General features: G+C 51.7%; 21 protein-coding genes. 18 read left to right on the top strand and 3 right to left on the bottom strand.

Going from position 1 to position 21,747, the window contains the following annotated elements:
• Positions 1-48 precede the first annotated feature (48 nt).
• Both AB9F27_RS15365 and AB9F27_RS15370 read left to right on the top strand, forming a co-directional pair.
• Positions 49-519, top strand: a complete 471-nt coding sequence (locus AB9F27_RS15365; RefSeq protein ID WP_335586624.1) for an Lrp/AsnC family transcriptional regulator — start codon at positions 49-51, stop codon at positions 517-519.
• Between the two features lie 87 nt (positions 520-606).
• A complete protein-coding gene (locus AB9F27_RS15370; protein ID WP_335586623.1) occupies positions 607-744 on the top strand; it encodes a hypothetical protein in 138 nt (45 codons plus the stop codon).
• A 469-nt stretch (positions 745-1,213) separates the two neighbouring features.
• On the opposite strand, the gene AB9F27_RS15375 is transcribed toward AB9F27_RS15370, so the two are convergent.
• Positions 1,214-2,731 carry a winged helix-turn-helix domain-containing protein gene (locus AB9F27_RS15375; RefSeq protein ID WP_369757917.1) on the bottom strand — a complete coding sequence of 506 codons (1,518 nt, stop codon included), beginning with the start codon at positions 2,729-2,731 and terminating at the stop codon, positions 1,214-1,216.
• A 79-nt stretch (positions 2,732-2,810) separates the two neighbouring features.
• Between AB9F27_RS15375 and AB9F27_RS15380 the strand changes: the two genes are divergently transcribed.
• The 16 genes from AB9F27_RS15380 (at position 2,811) to AB9F27_RS15455 (ending at position 19,031) form a co-directional block, all read left to right on the top strand.
• Positions 2,811-3,206, top strand: coding sequence for a cupin domain-containing protein (locus tag AB9F27_RS15380; RefSeq protein WP_335586621.1), 396 nt, complete (start codon positions 2,811-2,813; stop codon positions 3,204-3,206).
• 389 nt (positions 3,207-3,595) lie between these two features.
• Positions 3,596-4,924: an SDR family oxidoreductase gene (locus AB9F27_RS15385; RefSeq protein WP_335586620.1), complete on the top strand. Its 1,329-nt coding sequence runs from the start codon at positions 3,596-3,598 to the stop codon at positions 4,922-4,924.
• Entirely contained in the window at positions 4,921-5,409 is a 489-nt protein-coding gene (locus AB9F27_RS15390) for a DUF2269 domain-containing protein (protein ID WP_335586619.1), read from the top strand. The genes AB9F27_RS15385 and AB9F27_RS15390 overlap by 4 nt, the downstream gene beginning before the upstream one ends.
• A gap of 81 nt (positions 5,410-5,490) precedes the next feature.
• Positions 5,491-6,144, top strand: a complete 654-nt coding sequence (locus AB9F27_RS15395) for a DUF2461 family protein (protein ID WP_335586618.1) — start codon at positions 5,491-5,493, stop codon at positions 6,142-6,144.
• 448 nt (positions 6,145-6,592) lie between these two features.
• Positions 6,593-6,889, top strand: coding sequence for a hypothetical protein (locus tag AB9F27_RS15400; RefSeq protein ID WP_335586617.1), 297 nt, complete (start codon positions 6,593-6,595; stop codon positions 6,887-6,889).
• Positions 6,853-7,083: a hypothetical protein gene (locus AB9F27_RS15405; RefSeq protein WP_335586616.1), complete on the top strand. Its 231-nt coding sequence runs from the start codon at positions 6,853-6,855 to the stop codon at positions 7,081-7,083. The genes AB9F27_RS15400 and AB9F27_RS15405 overlap by 37 nt, the downstream gene beginning before the upstream one ends.
• 21 nt (positions 7,084-7,104) lie before the next feature.
• Entirely contained in the window at positions 7,105-7,818 is a 714-nt protein-coding gene (locus tag AB9F27_RS15410) for a hypothetical protein (protein ID WP_335586615.1), read from the top strand.
• 10 nt (positions 7,819-7,828) lie between these two features.
• Positions 7,829-8,200 carry an Imm8 family immunity protein gene (locus AB9F27_RS15415; protein ID WP_335586614.1) on the top strand — a complete coding sequence of 124 codons (372 nt, stop codon included), beginning with the start codon at positions 7,829-7,831 and terminating at the stop codon, positions 8,198-8,200.
• A 782-nt stretch (positions 8,201-8,982) separates the two neighbouring features.
• On the top strand, positions 8,983-9,624 hold the full coding sequence (locus AB9F27_RS15420; protein ID WP_335586514.1) for an SGNH hydrolase domain-containing protein: 642 nt from the start codon (positions 8,983-8,985) through the stop codon (positions 9,622-9,624).
• Positions 9,625-9,892: 268 nt separating this feature from the next.
• Entirely contained in the window at positions 9,893-10,363 is a 471-nt protein-coding gene (locus AB9F27_RS15425) for a GNAT family N-acetyltransferase (RefSeq protein WP_335586515.1), read from the top strand.
• 106 nt (positions 10,364-10,469) lie between these two features.
• Positions 10,470-11,201 (top strand): hypothetical protein, encoded by a 732-nt coding sequence (locus AB9F27_RS15430; protein ID WP_369757918.1) that lies wholly within the window; start codon positions 10,470-10,472, stop codon positions 11,199-11,201.
• 166 nt (positions 11,202-11,367) lie between these two features.
• Positions 11,368-11,925, top strand: a complete 558-nt coding sequence (gene rfbC / locus AB9F27_RS15435; protein WP_335586517.1) for a dTDP-4-dehydrorhamnose 3,5-epimerase — start codon at positions 11,368-11,370, stop codon at positions 11,923-11,925.
• Positions 11,926-11,928: 3 nt separating this feature from the next.
• Entirely contained in the window at positions 11,929-12,969 is a 1,041-nt protein-coding gene (rfbB, locus tag AB9F27_RS15440) for a dTDP-glucose 4,6-dehydratase (protein WP_335586518.1), read from the top strand.
• Entirely contained in the window at positions 12,966-13,805 is an 840-nt protein-coding gene (rfbD, locus tag AB9F27_RS15445; protein WP_335586519.1) for a dTDP-4-dehydrorhamnose reductase, read from the top strand. The genes rfbB and rfbD overlap by 4 nt, the downstream gene beginning before the upstream one ends.
• 2 nt (positions 13,806-13,807) lie before the next feature.
• On the top strand, positions 13,808-14,680 hold the full coding sequence (gene rfbA, locus AB9F27_RS15450) for a glucose-1-phosphate thymidylyltransferase RfbA (protein WP_335586520.1): 873 nt from the start codon (positions 13,808-13,810) through the stop codon (positions 14,678-14,680).
• A gap of 658 nt (positions 14,681-15,338) precedes the next feature.
• The gene (locus AB9F27_RS15455) at positions 15,339-19,031 is read left to right on the top strand and encodes a vitamin B12-dependent ribonucleotide reductase (RefSeq protein ID WP_335586521.1); all 3,693 of its coding nucleotides are present in this window, start codon (positions 15,339-15,341) and stop codon (positions 19,029-19,031) included.
• Between the two features lie 267 nt (positions 19,032-19,298).
• Here the strand turns inward: AB9F27_RS15455 and ilvN are convergent, their stop codons facing one another.
• Together ilvN and AB9F27_RS15465 are read right to left on the bottom strand one after the other, a co-directional pair.
• A complete protein-coding gene (gene ilvN, locus AB9F27_RS15460) occupies positions 19,299-19,865 on the bottom strand; it encodes an acetolactate synthase small subunit (RefSeq protein ID WP_039004343.1) in 567 nt (188 codons plus the stop codon).
• A 13-nt stretch (positions 19,866-19,878) separates the two neighbouring features.
• Complete coding sequence (locus AB9F27_RS15465) at positions 19,879-21,633, bottom strand: acetolactate synthase 3 large subunit (protein ID WP_335586522.1); 1,755 nt, start codon at positions 21,631-21,633, stop codon at positions 19,879-19,881.
• Positions 21,634-21,747 lie beyond the last annotated feature (114 nt).

Genomic DNA, 21,747 nt, shown 5'->3' on the forward strand with positions numbered 1-21,747 from the left:
TCAAATATTTATGGGAAAACTTTTCAATTTTAGATAAGGGACCGCACGATGAAGATCGATAAGGCCGATGTCGTTATTTTAAATACTCTTCAAGAAAACGCACGTACGAGTTTAGATAAACTTGCCCATCTTGCAGGTCTATCGACGGCTTCCGTGCAACGGCGGTTAAGAGCTTTGCGCGACTCTGGTGTCATCGTGCGGGATGTGTCGATTCTGGACCCGAGTAAGCTTGACCAACACATGAGTTTTATCGTGATGGTCGAGCTAGAGCGTGAGCGTCGCGACCAAATTGACCTTTTTGTCCGCCAAACCCTGAATGAAATCTTGGTCCAGCAGTGCTATTACGTAACAGGGGAGGCCGATTTCTGTCTTATTTGTACTGCGAAAGATATGCATGAATTCGAAGAATTGACGCACCGATTGTTTTTCGAAAATTCGAACGTACGACGCTTTCGAACCTCCGTCGTTATGGGGCGCAAAAAAATTGGTTTAGAAGTGTCTTTGGAAAACTTTGGATAAACGATATTTTGTTTTGACCGATTTCGAAAGTTGCAAAGCGGTCTTCCAACAACAGGAATCCGAAGGTCGGCTAAGGGCCAAGGCTTTGTGAAAACTATTGAGGGTTTGGAAAAAAACGCCGGAAACTGCCCGATTTTGGTGCTCTCTGGACGAGCGGAGCAACGCGAACGTCAATCCAGCGACATCGGTGTCGAGCAAGGCGTTACAATTGCCAAAAATTTGTAAAAAGACGGATGTAGATGAAGGGCATTGGAGATCTTCGCGTAAATTTCCGCCCGTTTTCAGGTCAACATCGGTGGCCTTTGATATGAAGTGGGAGTGAACTTTGAGTAGATAAATTTCACCAAAAGGAGAAAATCGATGTCTTGGTATATTACGTTGGCTGCCGTCTATACCGCTCTGTTATCTGCACCTGCTGCATTGGCTGAAGAATACGTGGTTCTGTTTGATGCGCCCTTCGATTAAGCGCAAGCGAGCCTCCTTGAGAGCTTGAAGATCAACCAAATCGACGCTTTCTCGCATGACGTTGCGCAATAAATGGTCATCGAAGCCCGTGATGAAGGCTCTGTGGCGGCCAACTTCTACGCAATCAACAGAACTCCGATAGCGCTTCACACACTCGGAGCTGATTGGACAAGGGCAGGGGCCTATCGAGCGTGGCACTGGAGCAACGTTCCTTTCTTGGCCCCTGCGCTCATGTTAGGTTAGTCTGCTCCGCCCCAAGGCCTACTGCACGAAGCCTGGATTCTAGCATTTCAACGTCCTTCACGTCCGCGAACGGCAACGATCTGAAATGCGTAAAAGGCAGGTCTATTTCATATATCATTTTTTTGAACTCTTCGGTCTTGGTGATAGAAGAATTAACAGAGGCTGCGGCAGCATAGACCATTGCGTGCCATGAGGAATCCAGCAAGCGTTCATAGGCGTCGCTTGCAAATTGAATTGCGGCAACATCGTCGCCCGCCAAGATCCACGCCAATCCGATCAACGACTGAAAGTATGCATATTGACGATCGATCTTTGTCAGGGAAACGAAAGATCTTATGCGGTCAATTCCAGCGATATGCGCCCCTGTTAATATTTCACTGGTTGCGAGCGTCAGATGAGTCAAATAAAAGTTCGGGTTAATCGCCAGCGCCCGGACGCAATCGGTGCGGCACCCCTTATGATCCCCCAACAACCAAAGTCTCAGGTTGGCACGGGTGCGGAATGCAAAAGCTGATGTTGCGCCGAGTGCGACGGCCCTATCCGCCAGTGACAACGCCCAAATTGTCTCCGCTTCATTGTCCTCAATGCGAATGTATGGGCGCATCTGCGTGGTTGAATGTGCCAACATCGCAAGTGCTTTCGGGTCGTCAGGCGATCTTTCGACGGCGACCTGCAATGTTGTTCGAGCGATCGCGGTCGCAGGGACTGTAATGCGACCGTAAAAGTAGTGCGCCTTGGCCATCAGTTGTTGGAAATCAAGTTGTCCGTCTGGCTTATTACCATATTTCTCGCCATCATGATTAAAGACGCTAATACGCAAAACACTTGAAATCTTTCGCGCGACATCTTCTGCCAGCTGATCTATTTCCGATACGTCTCTCTCGAAAGATTCGGCATAGAAATGGCCGTGCAACGTCACCTCGGAAAGAGACAAAAAAAGCTTGACGCAGTCGCCGCTGACATTCGCTCGGCCCTGCACGATGTAGTCTGTCGCCGTTTGGTTTCCGGTGCTGGTGAAGACCCTCACTTCGGTGCGCGGCGCCATGACCAAAACGAGTTTGTCCCGAAGATTCGTAGCAAAAACCTTGGATATTTTTCGATTTCCGGAGGACTGAATGTTTTCGATAAAGATACTGGGTTTCTGGTTCGTAGTGAATGAGGGGACCGGTTGGTAAGTATCCAGACGATAGCCTATCCTGGCGACCGTTCGCACAAGTTTACGATCATTGTCGCACAGCGCTTTTCGGATGTCCTTGATACACTGCACAAGACTGTCGTCGCTTACAAATGTCCCGCCCCAAACGGCACTTACGAGCCTATCCTTCGACACAGTTTTGCTTGGTGACTTTGCAAGTTCGCATAAAACTAATGCCGACTGATGGCGTAAAGACACTGGCTGCCATTCAATATCGAAAAGGGTCAAGCTTCTGACATCAAATCGAAAGTCCCCAATGATCGCAATTTCAGAATATTTCGGTTCTTTTTCGTTTGGATTTCCTGACATCTCTTTGTCTCCGCGAAATACTCTTCCTTACTAACACAGTTCAAGAGTGCCCTGAGGCACATTTTTCAAGGAGCGAACCATGAAACGACCTATCATCACGGCTTTCACCGCATTCGCGATCCACTTGGCCCTAACTCTGGCGCCAGTATCGGCGGAGACGGTAATCACACCGGTGCTGACAACCCCCATCGAGGGCATGCCAGATACAGAGGCAAAAGTTCTACTGTTCGACGTCGATCCGGGTTGGAAAACCGACCATCATATCCATCCAGGACAATTATTCGTCTACATACTTGAAGGTGGATTGCGTCTGGAGGTTGATGGCGCAGAACCTGTTGACTATGCGGCCGGTGAAGCGTTTTACGAACTGCCCGACCTCGGAATGACCGGTGCGAATCTGAGCGCTACCGAGCGCGCCAAATTTGTTGTTTTCCAATTTGGCGAGGCTGGAAGTCCACTTATGGTGGCGCAATAGAGTGTGATAGTGGTCCGCAAACATGATCATCGTTTTCAGCCCATAAGTCAGGATGCGGATCGCAAGTCATGATTATATCATAAAACATGCTTAATCCAATTTTTGCATAGGGACTAAGATTTGCATTCAATATCGGCACATAGCCGCTGTTCGCTATGCTTGCCCCCATTGGTAATCGTGGCATTGACGCGAGCGGCCCTTTGCTGAACTTCGTGAAAGTTGCAGCTAACTGCGGCTTTGAGCCTATCCTGCAAGTGTTCCACACCACAGCGAAAGGCGGATACTTGCAACGGATCAATTTCACCATGCCGTAAAATTGTGTATTTAGATCAAGACCGCGCACTCGCATCCCTATAGCCATTCCCCCGTTCACCCACTAGAGAAACTGCATGAATAGTCATGATCAGGAAAGCCGAACTGTGGTGAATGTCCTTGTTGTCGGAGCTTATGGCCTCATTGGTTGTGGGATAGCGCAGCGTTTGGAACGAGATGGCCACAAGATCATTGGGCTTGGCAGGGATATTGCCGCCGGAGAACGTGTTCTTCCGACGATCCGTTGGCTTTCAGGCGATCTACGTTCTTTGACCGAGGCGCATGCTTGGCAACCCTTCCTGAGAGACATTGATGTTGTCGTGAATTGTTCGGGTGCCCTACAGGACGGGCCAAAGGATGATCTTGAGGCGGTTCATCATCACGCCGTGTCAGCTTTGGCCAAAGCCTGCGTTTCGGCGGACATTAAAATCGTCCAAATTTCTGCGATTGGGGCTCGTTTGGATGCGACGACGCTGTTTCTTACATCCAAGGCAAGGGGCGATGCGGCAATTCAGAAAGCGGGCGTTCGACACACTATTTTTCGCCCCGGACTTGTCTTGGCAAAACATAGTTATGGGGGCACGACCATGCTGCGCATGCTGGCGGCCTTTCCGCTAGTCCAACCCTTGGCGGTTCCTGACGCGAGCGTTCAAACCGTTGCACTGGATGTTCTTGCTGAGGTCGTGAGCGCCGCGGTCAGGGGCGATATTCCCGACGGCTTTGTTGGCGACCTCGTTGAAGACGAAACGCATTCGTTGCGGGAAGTCGTAGCCTCTATGCGCGGCTGGCTGGGCTTTGCACCCGCGAGACGCGAGATCACCATTTCAAGCTTTTTGACCCGCTCAATTGCCAAGGTCGCGGATGGTTTGGCAATGCTGGGGTGGCGTTCTCCGTTGCGCACGACCGCACTTAGAGTATTAGCCGATGGTGTTACCGGTGTGCCCTCAGACCTTTCGGCGTTTGGCATACCTGCGGTCAAATCGCTCTCGCAAACTTTGGCGCATATGCCCGCGCGGGTCGAGGATCGCCTGTTTGCGCGCATGTCTTTACTCACCCCTATTATCATTGCCACGCTCGTCACGTTTTGGTTCCTGTCCGGGGCCATCGGTATCATACGCGCAAACGAAGCGGCGCTTGTTTTGGAAGACGTTGGTTGGCCCCATGTATTGGCTCTCGGAAGTGTCCTTTTCTGGGCTTTTGTTGACATTGGGATCGCTGCGGCCTTTGCCTATCGCCCCTCTGCAAAATTGGCCTGTTGGCTCGCGGTTCTTGTCAGCCTTTTCTATCTGGCAGCATCGACGCTTTTTGTTCCGCACCTTTGGTTTGATCCTCTTGGCCCGTTGGTAAAAGTCATACCCGGAATCGCTCTTGCAATGATCGCACGCATTGCATTGGAGACTCGATGATCGACTGGATCGAAATTGTCCGTCTGCTGCATGTTCTGGGCGCCTGCGTTTTGATCGGAACGGGGTCGGGTATCGCCTTTTTCATGGTCATGGCCCATCGCACCAAAGACCCCGCCAGCATCGCCCATACCGCCGCCATCGTGGTCATTGCCGATATGCTGTTCACAGCAACGGCTGCGATTGCACAGCCCCTCACTGGAATCACTTTAGCGCTAAATCATGGATGGCCATTGTCGGAAGGTTGGATTGCTCTCTCGCTCGCACTCTATGTTTTTATTGGGCTTTTCTGGCTACCGGTTATAGCCATCCAAGCAAAGATGCGAGATGAGGCCCGCGCATCCGCACAAACCGGCGCACCACTCACGCCACGATACATGCGCCTTTATCGTATATGGTTCGCGTGCGGCATCCCGGCCTTCTTGGCAATTGTGATTTTGTTGTGGCTTATGACCGTAAGACCCGAGATCATGATTTGGGCTGGATAGCCTTTCTGATACCTTTAGAAATCACTTTGTTGATGCATTTTGTACGCGCATCGCAGAAACTGCGGAATTGGAGGTACACCCATGGTTGAGCCAGAAACATTTACGTTCCTAACGGATCTCGGACAGAACAACCGCAAAGTCTGGCTGGATGCCCACCGCGACGCGCGCGATGACGCCCTGCGCAATTTCGCAGGCATTGCCATGACACTGCACGACTACGCGCATCGCTTTGATCCCTTCGTTGCGGAGGCGGTTTGTAAACCCAAACAAAGCTACACCAAATTATTCCAAGAGCCGCGCGACCGCATTGGGCGTGATCTGTACCGCTCTGGTGTGGATGTTTTTGCCAACGCAGGTCATCCCTCGGAAGACTTCGGATACTATCTCCACATTGAGCCAGGAAACTGCCACGCAGGTGCCGCGCTTTTTCAACCCTCTAAGCCAGCGCTCACACGGATGCGATCCCGTTTGGTCGATGATCCGGAAGGCCTGACTGACGTCTTGGCCGACGCTGCGTTCAAGAAGACTTTCCCAGAGGGAGTGATCACACGAAAGACGTTGGGCGCTGTGCCGGACGGCTTTGAGAGTAGCGGTCCCGCTGAACCCTATTTGAAAATGGTCGGCCTTGGATGCCGCAAAGACCTGTCGGACGCGCTCCTACTCGACGACGAAGTAATAGATTTGCTGATCGAGATATTTCGCGCCAGCACCCCGTTGGTACGCTACTTCGATTGAAGGCGCGCAAGAGAGATATCCGAAGCGGAGTCGCCGCCCTTCATGGTGCTGCGCATTAGTATGGTCTAGCTGTATAAGCGAACCTCGCGTTTCTCTCACCAGATTTTTCCATTAATAGAATGAGGCGAGCTTTCCATAAGGGCCAGCCTCCGGAAGAAAGAGCCGAAGTCTGGTGCTGAAATTGGGCCAAATCATTCCCCCATCAATGTCGCTAACGGCCCGTAGCCGACCTTGCTGAACTTGGCGGCGACGGTCTGCTTTGAGCTGTGATTGTGATATTAAAAGCAGTTTTTCCGCAGCCACGATTGAAGCGGATCACTTGATTTACCGCCAGAGTTTTAACTATTCCCCGATGAATGCCCGCGCTTCTCTGTGTGGCACTTAGCAGTCGCATAACGCACCTCATAAAGTTGACCTTGAGACCTTCACCAATGATGCGAATGGCAACATGAAGCAGGGTCTGCATGGCAAAACCATGACCTGCGATGGCGAGAACCGGCCCAAATCGGTCACCATGGATGGCGTCACAACGGCCTATAAATATGCAGCCGACGGCACGCGCTTATCCAAAATGGTGGGCGGCGAAGTGACCTTCTATTTTGGCGGCGTGGAGCTGCGCAAGTCGGGGACAACGGAAACCATCCTCGCCCCCTCAGTGGCGTCCGCCTCTCCTATAAAACGGGCCAAACCGGCGCCAAGGTCAGCTATATGCACGGCAATCAACTCGCCTCCGTGCGCCTTGTGACGGATAGCACGGGCAGCATTGCCAAACGATCGATCTATGCACCCATTGGTGAAGCCGACGATATTGTCGCTTCCCTCGATCCCGCGGAAACCAAAGGCTTCATCTGCGAACGCTTTGATGCCGACGCCGGCCTGCAATATCTCAACGCCAGATACTACGCCCCCGAACTTGCCATGTTCATCCAGCCAGACTGATTTGATCCTACGCTGCCAGGTGTGGGGACCAATCGGTATTCGTATAGCTTTAACGATCCGACTAATAAAATCGATCCAAATGGGAATGAAATTGGGTGGTTCGACCAAGCCGTCAACATAGGTGCAGGAATTGGTGAATTTGTTTTCAACGGAGATTTAGATGGGTTGTCAGGTACGGCAGAAAGAGCAAACACAATTGCAAATAAGACTGCAGATGTTGCGAAAGTTGTGGTTCCAAGGATGCAACGCTCCGCGGACATGACAAGGGCAAATGAGGACGGCCGCTACGTCGGCAGTGTGGCGGGTTTTGGTTTCGCGGTAGTAGAAGTTGGTCTGGGCTTCATCACTAAAACACTGCAAGCAATCATGAGCGTGACAAAAACGATTGGAAACTCTGCAATTAAAAAAGCTGCAAATAGGGCACTGACTTCTACCCAAAAACAAGGGGTATTGCGTGAAGCTTCCCAACTAGGGCAAGGTAACCTTACATTGGCCGGTAGTGCCACAAGAGCAGAAGCGGCTGAAAATGGGCAGGCGTGGGTTGGGCCAGGTTATCGAGTTGCAAGTGACATTAGAACACTCGTGAGTGCGGACAAAATGAGGACTTTCTGCTCCCCAATCCCAAAGGATAGTCCGTTTACTAACACTGGCCTTCAAGTAAATTTTGAGACAAGGGTACTTATTAAGGGGAAATGGATCGTAAGATCAAATGCGCACCTCGACGTATCCGAATAGGAATATAAATGTGAAAGCCGAACTCAAATCACTTGCATCGATAGATATCGATGAACGCACATATTGGCCAGATATCGAAGATACGTTCGGTTTCAACATTGAAGCTTCGATTGGGCCAGAGAAAGGCAGCTCTTTTGATAATTTCACCTTTTTCGTTTGTACACCACAATGGATAGCTTCCAAGTCAATCAACCAAGATTTTGGGGATTTTGGGGTATTCGGTAGACACATGCTTGTGGTTGCAGAATACTATTGGGAAAAGATTAGGTCTATGATCGAAAAACTATGCGCGGAAACGACAGGCAAAGGCTGGGACGAAGTTGCACATAGACTAGCGCGGTTTGGAATGTGGGAATACGAAGACCACCAAGAAATTTCTTAAGCAGTTTAACGGATGGTCTTAAGATTAGCAGTTCTTACCATGATCGGCTTCGGGCAACAGGCCGAAGACCTGCACCGTTCTTGCAAGATAGATCTGTGTTGGACAGTAATCCGAAAATCACACTAAATCCGCCCCGCGCACCAGGTTACTTAAGATTTTAGGACGTAGAGTTTTCCGATGAAATGAAGAAGATGTACCAAGATTAGTCTACAATACGACCAGATTGACCAGTATGCAAAACACCCAAGCTCCTCCCTCCACGACTTACCACAAAATTCACTCGATTAGGTTTCGCATGAAACTGCGGCGCCACAAGCTCGGCAAGCTCCTCCAATGTTCCGCGTCTCCCCGTCAAAACCACCAAAACCGCAATCGGCACAAACTGAACCGCCACGCCGCGGGGGCAAAGCTAACCGGCATGGAATAGATCGATGACCGGCGGATCATCTCGCGGCGTTCTAACGGGCACATTGCTTTAGACCCTGTGACAAAAATCGTTCTCTACCCGTTGGCCGGCAGGGGGGGGGCACCCCGAGAAGCGCCAGCTGACCAATCTTTGCGTGAAGGTCTTTGATCTCACCATCCTTGTTCTCAGCCTTCCTAACCTTATTTGAGAAGACGCCTGCCATGCCCTCAATCGCCTGCCGTTTCCACGTACTCACCTGTGTAGGATGCAGCTAGCGCTTGGCTGTCTTGTCCCCGCGCAACGCCTCTAGCGCCACAGCAGCCTCAAACTTGTCTGAAAAATCCCGTCGCTTCGTCATTCGTGTATCCATTCACTTGTGTTGGATACACCTGAGCACGCTGTCCAGTTGTGTCGGACCCCTTCAGTTTATACTGCTAGTCATCCAAATTGCGCACCGTTGGTTGGCTTCCAGCATTATAAAATGCCATTAAATTTTCGCTGTTTAGAAGTTGTAGAAAAAGCCCTTGAGGATAGCATTCATTCGTTTTGGCGATGGGATAGTGCGGATAGCAGAAAGAGAGTTCATTCACTTATCGAACTTCGGATACATGAACTGTCTGCGCAACTCAATGTCGTGCTCGGGGCGCCAATTCCAGAGGCGGGCTGGAACGTACCTCTGACTTTAGTAAAGCAACGGATGTTAGAAACGGTGCCTGAGGGTGAGTTGACGACATCGTATGAGCGATACTTGGAGCGGAGTTCTCCCATCGTGAATTTGTTTGAAAAACGTGCTCGTGGAAACGACAGGATACGGGTTGTTTCTGTCGCAGACGCGCTCTGTGATGCTAATACAAGAAGGTGTTTCATCACTTTGAAAGGTGTAAACCTTTACCCTGATGATGACTATTTATCGGTAAAAGGTGCCCGATTGATTGCACCCCTAACAGCCGAAGTCGTGCGTTTTGATCGTGATCCGGCGCGTGAAAGCTCTCTTCTCAGCAACATTGAATCCAAATAGGGGGGACAAATGCGGCCTATCACATTCCTGATTTATTTCCGTTGTGCCCTGATAATTTTAAACGCTAAGTGGTTGAATGTAATTATATATCATTACATTTCGGTTCTGGCGCATTTTGGGAGGGAATGAAATCGCTTCCCCCAAAATTTAGATGTTGAAGCGTCGCTGTAAAAGTTATTTCGCGAGCCTTCCCCGTTTCTGAATGTCTTAAACGACGGGACAATTCACTAAAGCGTGCACCAAAAGGTGCGAGAACGAGAGAAATAGAATGCTAATTGCGATAGACGATAACGATTTTCACCAAATAATTGGAGGCGGTTCGCCGCGCGGTTTAGGCCTCCCTGATAGTCAGGTGGCTCCTGTGGCCGTTCTTGAAATGTTGCGCTCACTCGCTTCTTCCATCGCTCTCGACTTTGTCCCAGCGGCCTGGATGTTCGTCGAAGATGGTGAAGTCGTGGGCATTTGCTCCGTTGTGAAGCCACACGCAGATGGACGTCTCGAGATCGGATTTGGCATTGCCCCCACACGTCAAAGGAAAGGCGCAGTCAGTCGTGGATTGGCTGAGCTTTTGACATGGGCGAGGGACGACGACCGGGTTCGAGAAGTGACAGCGGAATGCAGTATCGACAACACCGCTTCCCAGATCGTCCTTGCTCGAAACGGTTTAGTGGAAACAGGGCAAAGGCTGGATGAGGAAGATGGAAATGTCATATGTTGGACCGCGACAACAGTCAGATGATTGCTTCCTCACACAGCTCACATTAGACTTTCGCTTCATCCGCACAGCTGAAGCTGAAACCTAACGCAGCTTACGGGTATTGGATGAAAATTTGTTGGAGGATGCTATGTTTAGGATAGGTGGATTTTGGGCTAGGCTCTCCCTGACAGTTCTTGCCGTGGCTGTGCTGAATGCCTGTGTGCCAAACAGTACCGGAACTCCTGATCTCAAGGTCGTTGCGCCCTCTGAAGTCTCAGACCTATATCCTGGGACCGAAGGCTTGAGGTCAGAATTGGAACAAAGGCTGCCCTACTTTCCATTTGGCATTCAAAAGACCTGTGGAAACACGTATCCGCGCTTGAGACTGGCGGATGTTCCGGGCAATCCTCCGCAAGGAAACATCGCTCTTTGGGACACAACTTCTAAAACGGCAGGCAAAGTACGTTATGTGCTTTGGAACGAAGTACGTGAATGTGGCTTTCTTGTTGAAACTCTGGCGCCAGACGGTGAAGGCCCGCTGATTGATGAGGCTTATATAGCACTGACTAACAAAACTGGGAGTATTACTGTTCCGCTATCAAACACATTCGTTGATGGGATGGAATTTGATCGCACGACTTACAGTGACGCCGTGCCTCGCGATAAAACGATAATGTCAGGCATATATCGGGAGAAATTTCTTGAGTGCCATGCGCAGACTAAACGTTCGAAGGATGCGTGCCGAGATTCGGTCCAAGAATGGGTGAATGATAACACCGTTGTCCTACTCATTGCCGTTGGGGATCGTAGAGAAATCGCTAGAGCCAGCCTATTCATGATCGATGAGCGCCTGTGGTGGGCGGGCCGCGAAATAAAATAGGGCGGGAGAAACGGCTTTACCCTCATTTGAACTTTACGGCGGTTGAGTTTGTCCTGCCATTTGGCGCTTGAGGCTGGCCGCTTCTATATGGATTTGATAAAGCTGGGCAATCGCGTGTTTTCGCGGTATTGACGCGAAAACCATCATTTAGACCTAAGAGGCCCCCGTGGATATTGCTCAAACCGATTTATCAGGTGTACTCGTGATCACGCCAGATCGTTTTGGCGACCATCGCGGCTTTTTTAGCGAAAGCTATTCTAAACGTGCATTCGAGGCGGCGGGGTTGGCGTATGATTTCGTCCAAGACAATCATTCGCTTTCATCGCAAACAGGCACTGTGCGCGGGCTGCATTTTCAAGCGCCACCCCATGCGCAAGACAAGTTGGTCCGCTGTGGCAAAGGTAGCTTGTTTGACGTGTCCGTTGATATTCGCAAAGGCTCGCCGACCTATGGCCAGTGGGCATGCGAAATATTGAGCTTTGAAAACGGCAAACAGCTTCTTGTACCGGCGGGTTTTTTGCATGGGTTCATGACCTTGGAGCCGGATACGGAAATTGTCTATAAATGTACTGATTATTACGCGCCCGAATGTGACGGCGCGGTGCGGTGGGACAGTTGTGGCGTGACGTGGCCCCTTGATGTGGCGGCTCCGGTTCTTTCGGTAAAAGACTTGGCTGCACAGGTGTTTAGCACCTTCGACAGCCCATTTGAATATAAAGGTTAGAGCATGAAAATTTTGGTTACGGGCGGCGCAGGTTTTATTGGCTCCGCAGTTGTGCGCTTGGCGGTTTCGCGCGGCCATGAAGTTGTGAATGTCGATGCGTTGACCTACGCGGCCTGTTTGGAAAACGTCGCAAGCGTATCCGAAAACCCTCTCTATGCCTTCGAGCACGCCGATATTTGCGACCGCGCCGCGATGGATCGCATTCTGGTTGCGCATAAGCCCGACGCTGTGATGCATCTTGCCGCCGAGAGCCATGTTGACCGCTCGATCGACGGACCTGGGGCGTTTATCCAGACCAATATTACTGGAACGTATATCCTTCTTGAGGCCGCGCGGGCCTATTGGGAAGGGGCGGGCAAGCCCGAGGGCTTCCGTTTTCACCATATCTCAACCGATGAGGTTTTTGGCTCGTTGGGGGCCGACGGGCAGTTCACCGAAGACACGCCCTATGCGCCAAACTCGCCGTATTCAGCGTCTAAGGCCGCGAGTGACCACCTTGTGCGCGCATGGGCCGAAACCTATGGTTTGCCCGTTGTGATGACCAATTGCTCCAATAATTACGGCCCGTACCACTTTCCCGAAAAGCTGGTTCCCGTGGTGATCCTGAAGGCGCTCGCGGGCGAGGCGATCCCTGTGTACGGCACGGGCGAAAACGTCCGCGACTGGCTCTATGTTGAAGACCACGCCGACGCGCTTTTGTGTGTGTTGGAAAAGGGCGTGCTAAACCGAAGCTATAATGTTGGCGGCGAAAACGAAGCCACGAATTTGGATCTCGTCAAAATGATTTGCGGGGTGCTCGATCAACGCCGCCCCTCAAACGCGCCCCATGCCGATTTGATCAGCTTTGTTGCCGATCGCCCCGGACATGATTTGCGTTATGCGATTGATCCAACGCGCATCCGCACCGAACTCAACTGGCGCCCTTCGGTGACCGTTGAAGAAGGTATCGCCAAAACCGTTGATTGGTATTTGGATAATCAAGACTGGTGGTCGGCGTTGCAAAACCGCGACGGGGTTGGCGCGCGCCTTGGGACAAAATCATGATTTTGGTTTTTGGCAAAACGGGTCAAGTCGGGCGCGAATTGTCGAAACTTGCGGGGGTGGTTTGCCTTGGGCGGGACGAGGCCGATCTCAGTGATCCAGAAGGCTGTGCGCGAATTATTCGGGACCGTGCACCGCTTGGGGTGATCAACGCTGCGGCCTATACGAATGTGGACAAGGCTGAGGATGAGCCCGAAATCGCACAGGCGATCAACGGGACAACGGCAGGGGCGATGGCCGTTGCCTGTCGTGATTTGAATATTCCTTTCGTTCAAATTTCGACGGATTATGTTTTTGATGGCGCGGGCGACAGTCCTAGATCGCCAGAGGACACCACCGGTCCGCTAAATATCTATGGGGCAACAAAACTTGCGGGCGAAGAGGCCGTGCGGGCGGCAAATCCGATCCACGCAATCCTGCGAACAAGTTGGGTTTTCTCCGAGCATGGCAGCAACTTTGTGAAGTCCATGTTGCGCCTTGGACGGGAACGCGACAGCTTAAACATCGTGGCCGATCAGGTCGGCGGCCCCACCGCCGCACAGGATATCGCGGCGGCCTGTTTTGACATCGTTCAACAACTAGCGCAGGACCCAAGAAAATCTGGGACCTATCATTTCGCGGGGGCCCCCGACGTAAGTTGGGCGGATTTTGCGCGGGAAATTTTCCACCAAACTGGCATCACCTGCGCGGTTCAGGATATTCCCTCAACGGCCTATCCGACCCCCGCAAAAAGGCCGAAAAACTCGCGGATGAATTGTTATGATTTGTCCGCTTTCTCCCTTGAGCGCCCAGATTGGCGCGCCTCATTGACTAAAACACTAAATAAATTGGACCAGTAATTATGACAAAACGTAAGGGCATTATTCTCGCGGGCGGTTCCGGCACGCGCCTTTACCCCATTACTGTTGGCGTCTCGAAACAACTTCTACCGATCTATGATAAGCCGATGATTTACTATCCGATGTCGGTTTTGATGCTCGCGGGCATTCGCGAAATTGCGATCATCACAACGCCGCACGACCAAGACCAATTTATCCGCACCCTTGGCGACGGCAGCCAGTGGGGCCTATCGCTGACCTATATCGTGCAAGAAAATCCAGACGGGTTGGCGCAGGCCTATATCCTAGCTGAGGACTTTCTTGCGGGGGCGCCATCGGCTTTGGTGCTTGGTGACAACATCTTTTTTGGCCACGGGCTTCCGGAAATTCTGGAGCGCGCCGATGAGAAGAACTCTGGCGGAACTGTGTTTGGTTACCACGTCGCCGATCCGGAGCGTTATGGTGTGGTTGGGTTTGACGCGGATGGAAACGCTAATGAAATCATCGAGAAGCCAAAGAACCCACCGTCGAACTACGCGGTGACGGGCCTGTATTTCCTCGATGGGGATGCGCCAAAGCGTGCGCATCAAGTACAACCCTCCGCGCGGGGCGAATTGGAAATCACCAGCCTCCTTGAGACCTACCTTGAGGACGGCTCGCTGACGGTTGAAACCATGGGGCGTGGGTTTGCGTGGCTCGATACAGGCACCCATGGCAGCCTGCTGGACGCCGGAAATTTCGTGCGGACCCTACAATTGCGCCAAGGGATGCAGGTGGGATGTCCCGAAGAGATTGCGTTTGAGAACAAGTGGATTGATGCTGGGATGATGGCCGTTCACGCCAAGACCTATGGCAAAAATGCCTATGGCACCTATTTGGCCAGTTTGATCCATTAACGTTTCACCGGCGAGAATCACAACGGGGGTCCCATAAGGTGCCCCCGTCTTGCGTCCTGTGAGTTCAAAACCCAAAGTGATACTAAATTAGAACAGATTTTAGAGAGAACTACCCTAGGTGGTAATCATTTTTTAGGAATCAATCGCGAGAGGGGCGCTTCGGCCATCTTTCGAATTTAGGCTTCTGTTAATACTCTCTGCTGTGGATAACTTCACCCAGTTTCTCAGTCCAATTCCCTAACTCAGCCGATCTATTGAACAATTCCAAAACCGGCTCAATAAGCGGGCAAAAAATAAATTAACCATTAGAATCAAAATGAGGCCACCCGTCCCGAAAATCCGCTCAGGTCAACGAAAAAAACCAGTGGATAAGTCAAATATTTGCGTTGACCAAATGGCTTCAAATACGCCACCTTGTGGGTGCCGGTCGGGGAAGCCACAAGATTTAGTGGCAGAGCGGCAAAAGGGACAGAGACAAGTTTAAGAGCGAAATTAAATTTTCAAATCGCGCTTACGCCGTTGATTGCATGATCATTGGCGGGTTTTTACTCCTTTTTCTTCACCGACCAGCACGAATTTGGGATCAAGCTTCATCACGGTGTGTGGGTTTGGTTTGCACTTTAAAACGAGACCGCAGGGTCAGCGACGGGGCAAAGACATGAAAATCGAACACAAATTTACCAAATCCGGAAAAGACGCATATGCGGATATAGAATTCACCGAGACGCTGTCGGAAATTCGGAATCCAGATGGTACAATTGTGTTCCAACTCAAAGACATTGAAGTGCCCGCTAAGTGGAGCCAAGTCGCGAGCGACGTCATTGCCCAAAAATACTTCCGCAAGGCCGGCGTGCCGGTTGCTCTGAAAAAAGTGAAAGAAAAAGGTGTCCCCGAGTTTCTTTGGCGCTCAGTTCCTGATGAAAAGGCGCTCGAAAAACTTCCTAAATCCGAACGCACAACCAGCGAACTCAGCGCCAAGCAGGTTTTTAACCGTCTGGCCGGGGCTTGGGCCTATTGGGGTTGGAAGGGTGGCTATTTTTCGGCAGAATCCGATGCGCGCGCCTATTACGACGAAATGCGCCATATGCTCGCCAGCCAACGCGCCGCCCCCAACTCTCCACAATGGTTTAACACGGGCCTGCACTGGGCCTACGGTATCGACGGACCGGGCCAAGGCCACCATTATGTCGACTATAAAACGGGCGAATTAACCCTCTCAACCTCCGCCTATGAGCATCCGCAACCGCATGCGTGCTTTATCCAATCCGTGGCCGACGATCTGGTGGGCGAGGGCGGTATCATGGACCTTTGGGTCCGCGAAGCACGTCTGTTTAAATACGGCTCTGGCACTGGCACCAACTTCTCGTCCCTCCGGTCGGCGGGCGAAAAACTCTCGGGCGGCGGCAGTTCGTCTGGCCTCATGGGTTTCCTAAAAATCGGCGACCGCGCCGCAGGGGCGATCAAATCCGGCGGCACAACCCGTCGCGCGGCCAAAATGGTGATCGTCGATGCGGACCACCCAGATATCGAAGAATTCATCAACTGGAAGGTCCTTGAAGAGCAAAAAGTTGCCTCCATAGTCGCTGGCTCCAAAATGCACGAAGAGAAGCTGAACGCCATCTTCGCGGCAATTAAACTTTGGGATGGCGCCGTCCAAGATGCCTATGAACCCAAAAAGAACGACGCGCTAAAAGACGCCGTGCGGGCCGCGAAAAAAGTTGCGATCCCAGAGACTTATGTGAAGCGCGTTCTGGATTATGCCCGCCAAGGCTATGATAGCATTGAATTCCCAACCTACGACACAGACTGGGATTCCGAAGCCTATAGCTCCGTTTCTGGCCAAAATTCAAACAACTCGATCCGCGTCACGGACGCCTTCTTGAAAGCGGTCGAAGTAGACACGGATTGGGACCTGATCAACCGCACCGACGGCGCTGTCACCAAGACCATAAAAGCCCGCGACCTTTGGGAACAAGTTGGCCATGCCGCATGGGCCTGTGCCGATCCGGGCATCCAATACCACGACACCGTTAATGCTTGGCACACCTGCCCCGAAGACGGTGCGATCCGCGGCTCAAACCCTTGTTCCGAATATATGTTTCTCGATGACACGGCCTGTAACCTTGCGTCGATGAACTTGCTCACCTTCCTTAAGGACGACGAATTCCAAGCCGAAGACTATATGCACGCCACGCGTCTTTGGACCATCACGTTGGAAATTTCCGTCACCATGGCGCAATTCCCCTCCAAAGAAATCGCGCAACGCTCCTATGATTTCCGGACGTTGGGCCTTGGTTATGCCAACATCGGCGGTTTGCTGATGAACATGGGCTTTGGCTATGACAGCGACGAAGGCCGCGCGCTTTGCGGCGCTTTGACGGCGATCATGACGGCGGTTGCCTATGCGACCTCCGCCGAAATGGCGGGCGAACTGGGCGCGTTTTCGAAATACGAGAAAAACTCCAAGCATATGCTGCGCGTCATCCGTAATCACCGCACCGCAGCCTATGGCAAGGTAAACGGCTACGAAGGGCTTGATATCAAACCCCTCGCGCTCGATCACAAAAACTGTCCCGACATGCGCCTAATCGACTTGGCCACTTCCGCTTGGGATGAAGCTCTGCGCCTTGGCGAGAAGCACGGCTATCGCAACGCGCAGGTCTCGGTTATTGCGCCGACGGGCACCATCGGCCTCGTTATGGATTGCGACACCACGGGGATTGAACCTGATTTCGCGCTGGTGAAATTCAAGAAACTCGCGGGTGGTGGCTACTTCAAAATCATCAACCAATCTGTTCCCGCGGCCCTCGAAAAACAAGGCTATGGCACGGCGCACATTGAAGAAATTATCAGCTATGCGGTTGGCCACGCCAGCATCGGCAACGCCCCAAGCATCAATCACACCTCCCTCATTGGGCACGGTTTTGGTCAGGCCGAATTGAATAAAATCGAAGCAGCGCTGCCAAGCGCCTTTGACATCCGGTTCGTGTTTAACCAATGGACTTTGGGCGAAGAATTCTGCACCAAGACGCTCGGAATTCCAGTCGCAAAGCTCAATGACTCAAGCTTCGATCTGCTGCGCCACCTTGGCTTCACGCGGGCGGAAATCGACGCAGCGAACGACCATGTTTGCGGAACAATGACCCTTGAAGGCGCGCCGCACCTCAAAGAAGAACACTACGAAATCTTCGATTGCGCCAATCCTTGCGGAAAAATTGGTAAGCGTTTCCTAAGTGTTAACAGCCACATCTATATGATGGCGGCGGCACAAAGCTTTATCTCGGGTGCTATTTCCAAAACCATCAACATGGCGAATGATGCTACGATTGAGGACTGTCAAAAAGCTTATGAATTGAGCTGGTCCCTCGGAATCAAGGCAAACGCGCTATACCGTGATGGATCCAAACTGTCGCAACCTTTGGCCTCTGCTTTGGTTGAGGACGACGAGGAGGCACAAGACATTCTTGAAAGCGGTTCCCAACGGGAAAAAGCTGCGGTTTTGGCGCAGAAAGTTGTCGAAAAGATCATCATCAAAGAGATCATCAAAAGCCACCGCGAAAAGATGCCTCAGCGGCGCAAAGGCTATACCCAAAAGGCCAATGTCGGCGGCCACAAAGTGTATCTGCGGACTGGCGAATATGAAGACGGCAATCTTGGTGAAATCTTTATCGATATGCACAAAGAGGGCGCCGGCTTTCGCGCAATGATGAATAATTTCGCCATCGCGGTCTCGGTTGGCCTGCAATATGGTGTGCCTCTCGAAGAATTCGTCGATGCCTTTACGTTTACGAAATTCGAACCCGCTGGCATGGTTCAAGGCAACGACAGCGTTAAAAGCGCGACCTCGATCCTTGACTACATCTTCCGTGAATTAGCTATTTCCTACTTGGATCGCACCGACCTCGCGCATGTCAAACCAGAGGGCGCAAGCTTTGACGACATTGGTCGTGGCGATCAGGAAGGCGTCTCAAACGTACAAACTGTGAGTGAAGCTGCAGCATCCAAGTCCTTGGAAGTTTTGAAACAAATCAGCTCTACAGGCTATTTGCGCAAGCGGTTTCCCCAAGAGTTAATTGTCCTTCAGGGCGGCGCGGGGGCAACTGCATTGAGCGATTTCGCCGATCCAATCGCCACGTTGAGGTCACTTGTTCCAGAGGTTTCCACGGCGACAACGACGTCGATTTCGTCCGGAACTGTTTCAACCGGCCTGGGCCAAATGGACCTGCGTTCGAAAGCAAAAATGCAAGGCTACGAGGGCGATCCCTGTGGTGATTGCGGAAACTACACACTGGTGCGCAATGGCACCTGTATGAAATGCAACACCTGTGGCGGAACATCTGGGTGTAGCTAGAAAACCTCCTCGACCTTCGGGTCGGGGGAATTCCGGGGCGGGTGCGCTCGCCCTTGACGCGGATCAGGCCGCAGGCAGAATACCGGGCGGTACGAATGATGAGCCTGATAAGCGAAACTCGGGGAGCCTTTGGGCTCCCCTTTTTCCTTTCCACGAGTGTGAATTCGAGGAAAATGCAAAAAGCCGAGGATAAAACCTCGGCTTTCTAATGTTTCAAATCTTTAAAAACGCGGCTGTTTTTTGTTTAAAGAGTTTAAAAAAGCCAGCTTATTTTTCCCCGCCACGTGCAAGGGCGGCAACACCCGTACGCGCAGTTTCAACCAACCCAAGCGGGCGCATTAGCTCTGCAAAAGCGTCAATTTTTTCACTTGTGCCGGTCATCTCAAAAATGAAACTGTCGAGCGTGCTGTCAACGACATTGGCACGAAAAATATCGGCCAAACGTAAGGCTTCAACACGTTTTTCGCCATTTCCAGCCACTTTGAAAAGCGCCAATTCGCGCTCAACACTCGGGCCTTCGACTGTCAAATCATTGACACGGTAAACGGGTACGATACGGCCAAGTTGCGCTTTGATTTGCTCGATGACCTGCGGGGTTCCCGAGGTGACAATCGTGATCCGCGAGCGGTGAAACTCGTGGTTAACTTCGGCCACTGTGAGGCTGTCGATGTTATATCCACGCCCCGAAAACAAGCCGATGACCCGCGCCAAAACACCCGCCTCGTTTTCAACAACACAAGCTAGAGTATGCGTTTCTATGACATCAGCATTCGGGTCTTTTAAGTCATAAGCCGAGTGCTTGGATGCGCCTTTTTTAATCTTTAGAACAGACATTTATCGACCTTTCTTAAACGAGAACCGCGCCAGTGTTTCCAATAGCATTTTGCGTGTCAGCATCACCCATCAACATTTCATTGTGCGCGGCACCAGACGGAATCATAGGGAAACAGTTTTCGTGCTTCTCGACCATACAATCGAAAATAACGGGCCCGTCATAGGCCAACATTTCCATGATCGCTTCGTCCAAATCCGCAGGATCGGAGCAGCGAATACCCTTGCCCCCGAAGGCTTCGGCCAGCTTCACAAAGTCCGGCAAGCTTTCACTCCATGAGTGACTATACCGTTCGCCATGCAGCAATTCCTGCCACTGGCGAACCATGCCCAAACGCTCATTGTTGAGGATGAACTGTTTGACGGGCAGGCGATATTGAATTGCGGTTCCCATCTCTTGCATATTCATCAACCAACTCGCTTCGCCCGCGACGTTAATCACCAGACTATCGGGATGCGCTACCTGCACGCCAACTGACGCTGGTAAACCATAGCCCATCGTGCCCAATCCGCCGGAGGTCATCCAACGGTTTGGATCCTCGAATCCAAGGAATTGTGCGGCCCACATTTGGTGCTGACCAACTTCGGTGGTGATATAGCGGTCATATTTTTTTGTAAGCGCTTCAAGGCGTTGCAGCGCATATTGCGGCTTGATGATGGTTTCAGAATTTTTGTACGTCAGACAACTGCTCGCACGCCATTTGTCGATCTGTGCCCACCAAGTCGCCAATGCCCCGACATTTGTTTTACTGCCGCGCGCTTTCCAAATTTTCAAAGCATCCTCGAGCACATGGCCGATATCGCCTAAAATGGGAACGTCGACACGGATCACTTTGTTAATCGAACTCGGGTCAATATCGATGTGAACCTTGGTACTTTTTGGGCTAAACGATTGGAGACGGCCGGTGATCCTGTCATCAAACCGCGCACCAATGTTGATCATCACGTCGCAATCATGCATCGCCATGTTGGCTTCATACAACCCGTGCATGCCCAACATGCCGAGCCAATTTTTGCCTGACGCCGGATAGGCACCCAGACCCATGAGGGTGGACGTTACAGGAATGTTTGCGGCCGCAACCCATTCGCGCAGCAGCTGACTGGCGGCGGGGCCTGAGTTGATAACGCCGCCACCCGTGTAGAAGATCGGGCGTTTGGCGGTTTCGAGCAGTTCAACCATTGCCGTAATGGCCTCTTTGTCGCCTTTTAGGTTGGGTTGGTAGTGATCAACCTTCGCCTTCTGCGGCGGCGTATAAGTGCCAGTCGCAAATTGAACGTCCTTGGGAATGTCTACAAGCGTCGGTCCTGGGCGACCGCTGGTCGCGACATGGAAGGCTTGGTGCAACGTTTCTGCGAGTTTGTCGGTGTCTTTTACCAACCAGTTGTGTTTGGTGCAGGGGCGGGTGATGCCAACGGTATCGGCCTCTTGAAACGCGTCGGTTCCGATCATGAATGTCGGCACTTGGCCGGTCAGAACCACAAGTGGGATGGAATCCAGCAAAGCGTCCGTCAAACCGGTTACTGCATTTGTGGCCCCAGGGCCGGACGTTACCAAAACGACACCCGGTTTTCCGGTGCTGCGCGCATATCCTTCGGCGGCGTGAACCGCGCCCTGTTCATGGCGCACCAGAATATGTTGAATGTCGTTTTGTTGAAAAATGGCATCGTAGATTGGTAGGACGGCGCCGCCGGGATAGCCAAAGACGGTATCTACGCCTTGATCCCTAAGGGCTTGAACAATCATTTCTGCGCCGGTCATCTGCCGTGTCATGTTTCTCTCCGATGTTCACGCGATCTGCGTGTATGGTGTTGCAACAAAAAAGCCCCCGGAAATTTCCGAGGGCGCATGGGTTCCATAATGGTGTACCGTTACCGGCCCATGCGC

Origin of the sequence: Falsihalocynthiibacter sp. CO-5D18 (assembly GCF_041205445.1) — a bacterium.
GTDB classification, from domain to species: Bacteria; Pseudomonadota; Alphaproteobacteria; order Rhodobacterales; family Rhodobacteraceae; genus Falsihalocynthiibacter; species Falsihalocynthiibacter arcticus.

Excerpts from the sequence above, each read along its gene's own strand:
- AB9F27_RS15365 (WP_335586624.1), top strand. The coding sequence starts at position 49 with ATGAAGATCGATAAGGCCGATGTCGTTATTTTAAATACTCTTCAAGAA.
- rfbA (WP_335586520.1), top strand. The coding sequence starts at position 13,808 with ATGACAAAACGTAAGGGCATTATTCTCGCGGGCGGTTCCGGCACGCGC.
- AB9F27_RS15400 (WP_335586617.1), top strand. The coding sequence starts at position 6,593 with ATGAAGCAGGGTCTGCATGGCAAAACCATGACCTGCGATGGCGAGAAC.
- AB9F27_RS15425 (WP_335586515.1), top strand. The coding sequence starts at position 9,893 with ATGCTAATTGCGATAGACGATAACGATTTTCACCAAATAATTGGAGGC.
- AB9F27_RS15385 (WP_335586620.1), top strand. The coding sequence starts at position 3,596 with ATGAATAGTCATGATCAGGAAAGCCGAACTGTGGTGAATGTCCTTGTT.
- AB9F27_RS15380 (WP_335586621.1), top strand. The coding sequence starts at position 2,811 with ATGAAACGACCTATCATCACGGCTTTCACCGCATTCGCGATCCACTTG.
- rfbB (WP_335586518.1), top strand. The coding sequence starts at position 11,929 with ATGAAAATTTTGGTTACGGGCGGCGCAGGTTTTATTGGCTCCGCAGTT.
- ilvN (WP_039004343.1), bottom strand. The coding sequence starts at position 19,865 with ATGTCTGTTCTAAAGATTAAAAAAGGCGCATCCAAGCACTCGGCTTAT.
- AB9F27_RS15375 (WP_369757917.1), bottom strand. The coding sequence starts at position 2,731 with ATGTCAGGAAATCCAAACGAAAAAGAACCGAAATATTCTGAAATTGCG.
- AB9F27_RS15395 (WP_335586618.1), top strand. The coding sequence starts at position 5,491 with ATGGTTGAGCCAGAAACATTTACGTTCCTAACGGATCTCGGACAGAAC.
- AB9F27_RS15405 (WP_335586616.1), top strand. The coding sequence starts at position 6,853 with ATGCACGGCAATCAACTCGCCTCCGTGCGCCTTGTGACGGATAGCACG.
- rfbD (WP_335586519.1), top strand. The coding sequence starts at position 12,966 with ATGATTTTGGTTTTTGGCAAAACGGGTCAAGTCGGGCGCGAATTGTCG.
- AB9F27_RS15430 (WP_369757918.1), top strand. The coding sequence starts at position 10,470 with ATGTTTAGGATAGGTGGATTTTGGGCTAGGCTCTCCCTGACAGTTCTT.
- AB9F27_RS15390 (WP_335586619.1), top strand. The coding sequence starts at position 4,921 with ATGATCGACTGGATCGAAATTGTCCGTCTGCTGCATGTTCTGGGCGCC.
- AB9F27_RS15455 (WP_335586521.1), top strand. The coding sequence starts at position 15,339 with ATGAAAATCGAACACAAATTTACCAAATCCGGAAAAGACGCATATGCG.
- AB9F27_RS15465 (WP_335586522.1), bottom strand. The coding sequence starts at position 21,633 with ATGACACGGCAGATGACCGGCGCAGAAATGATTGTTCAAGCCCTTAGG.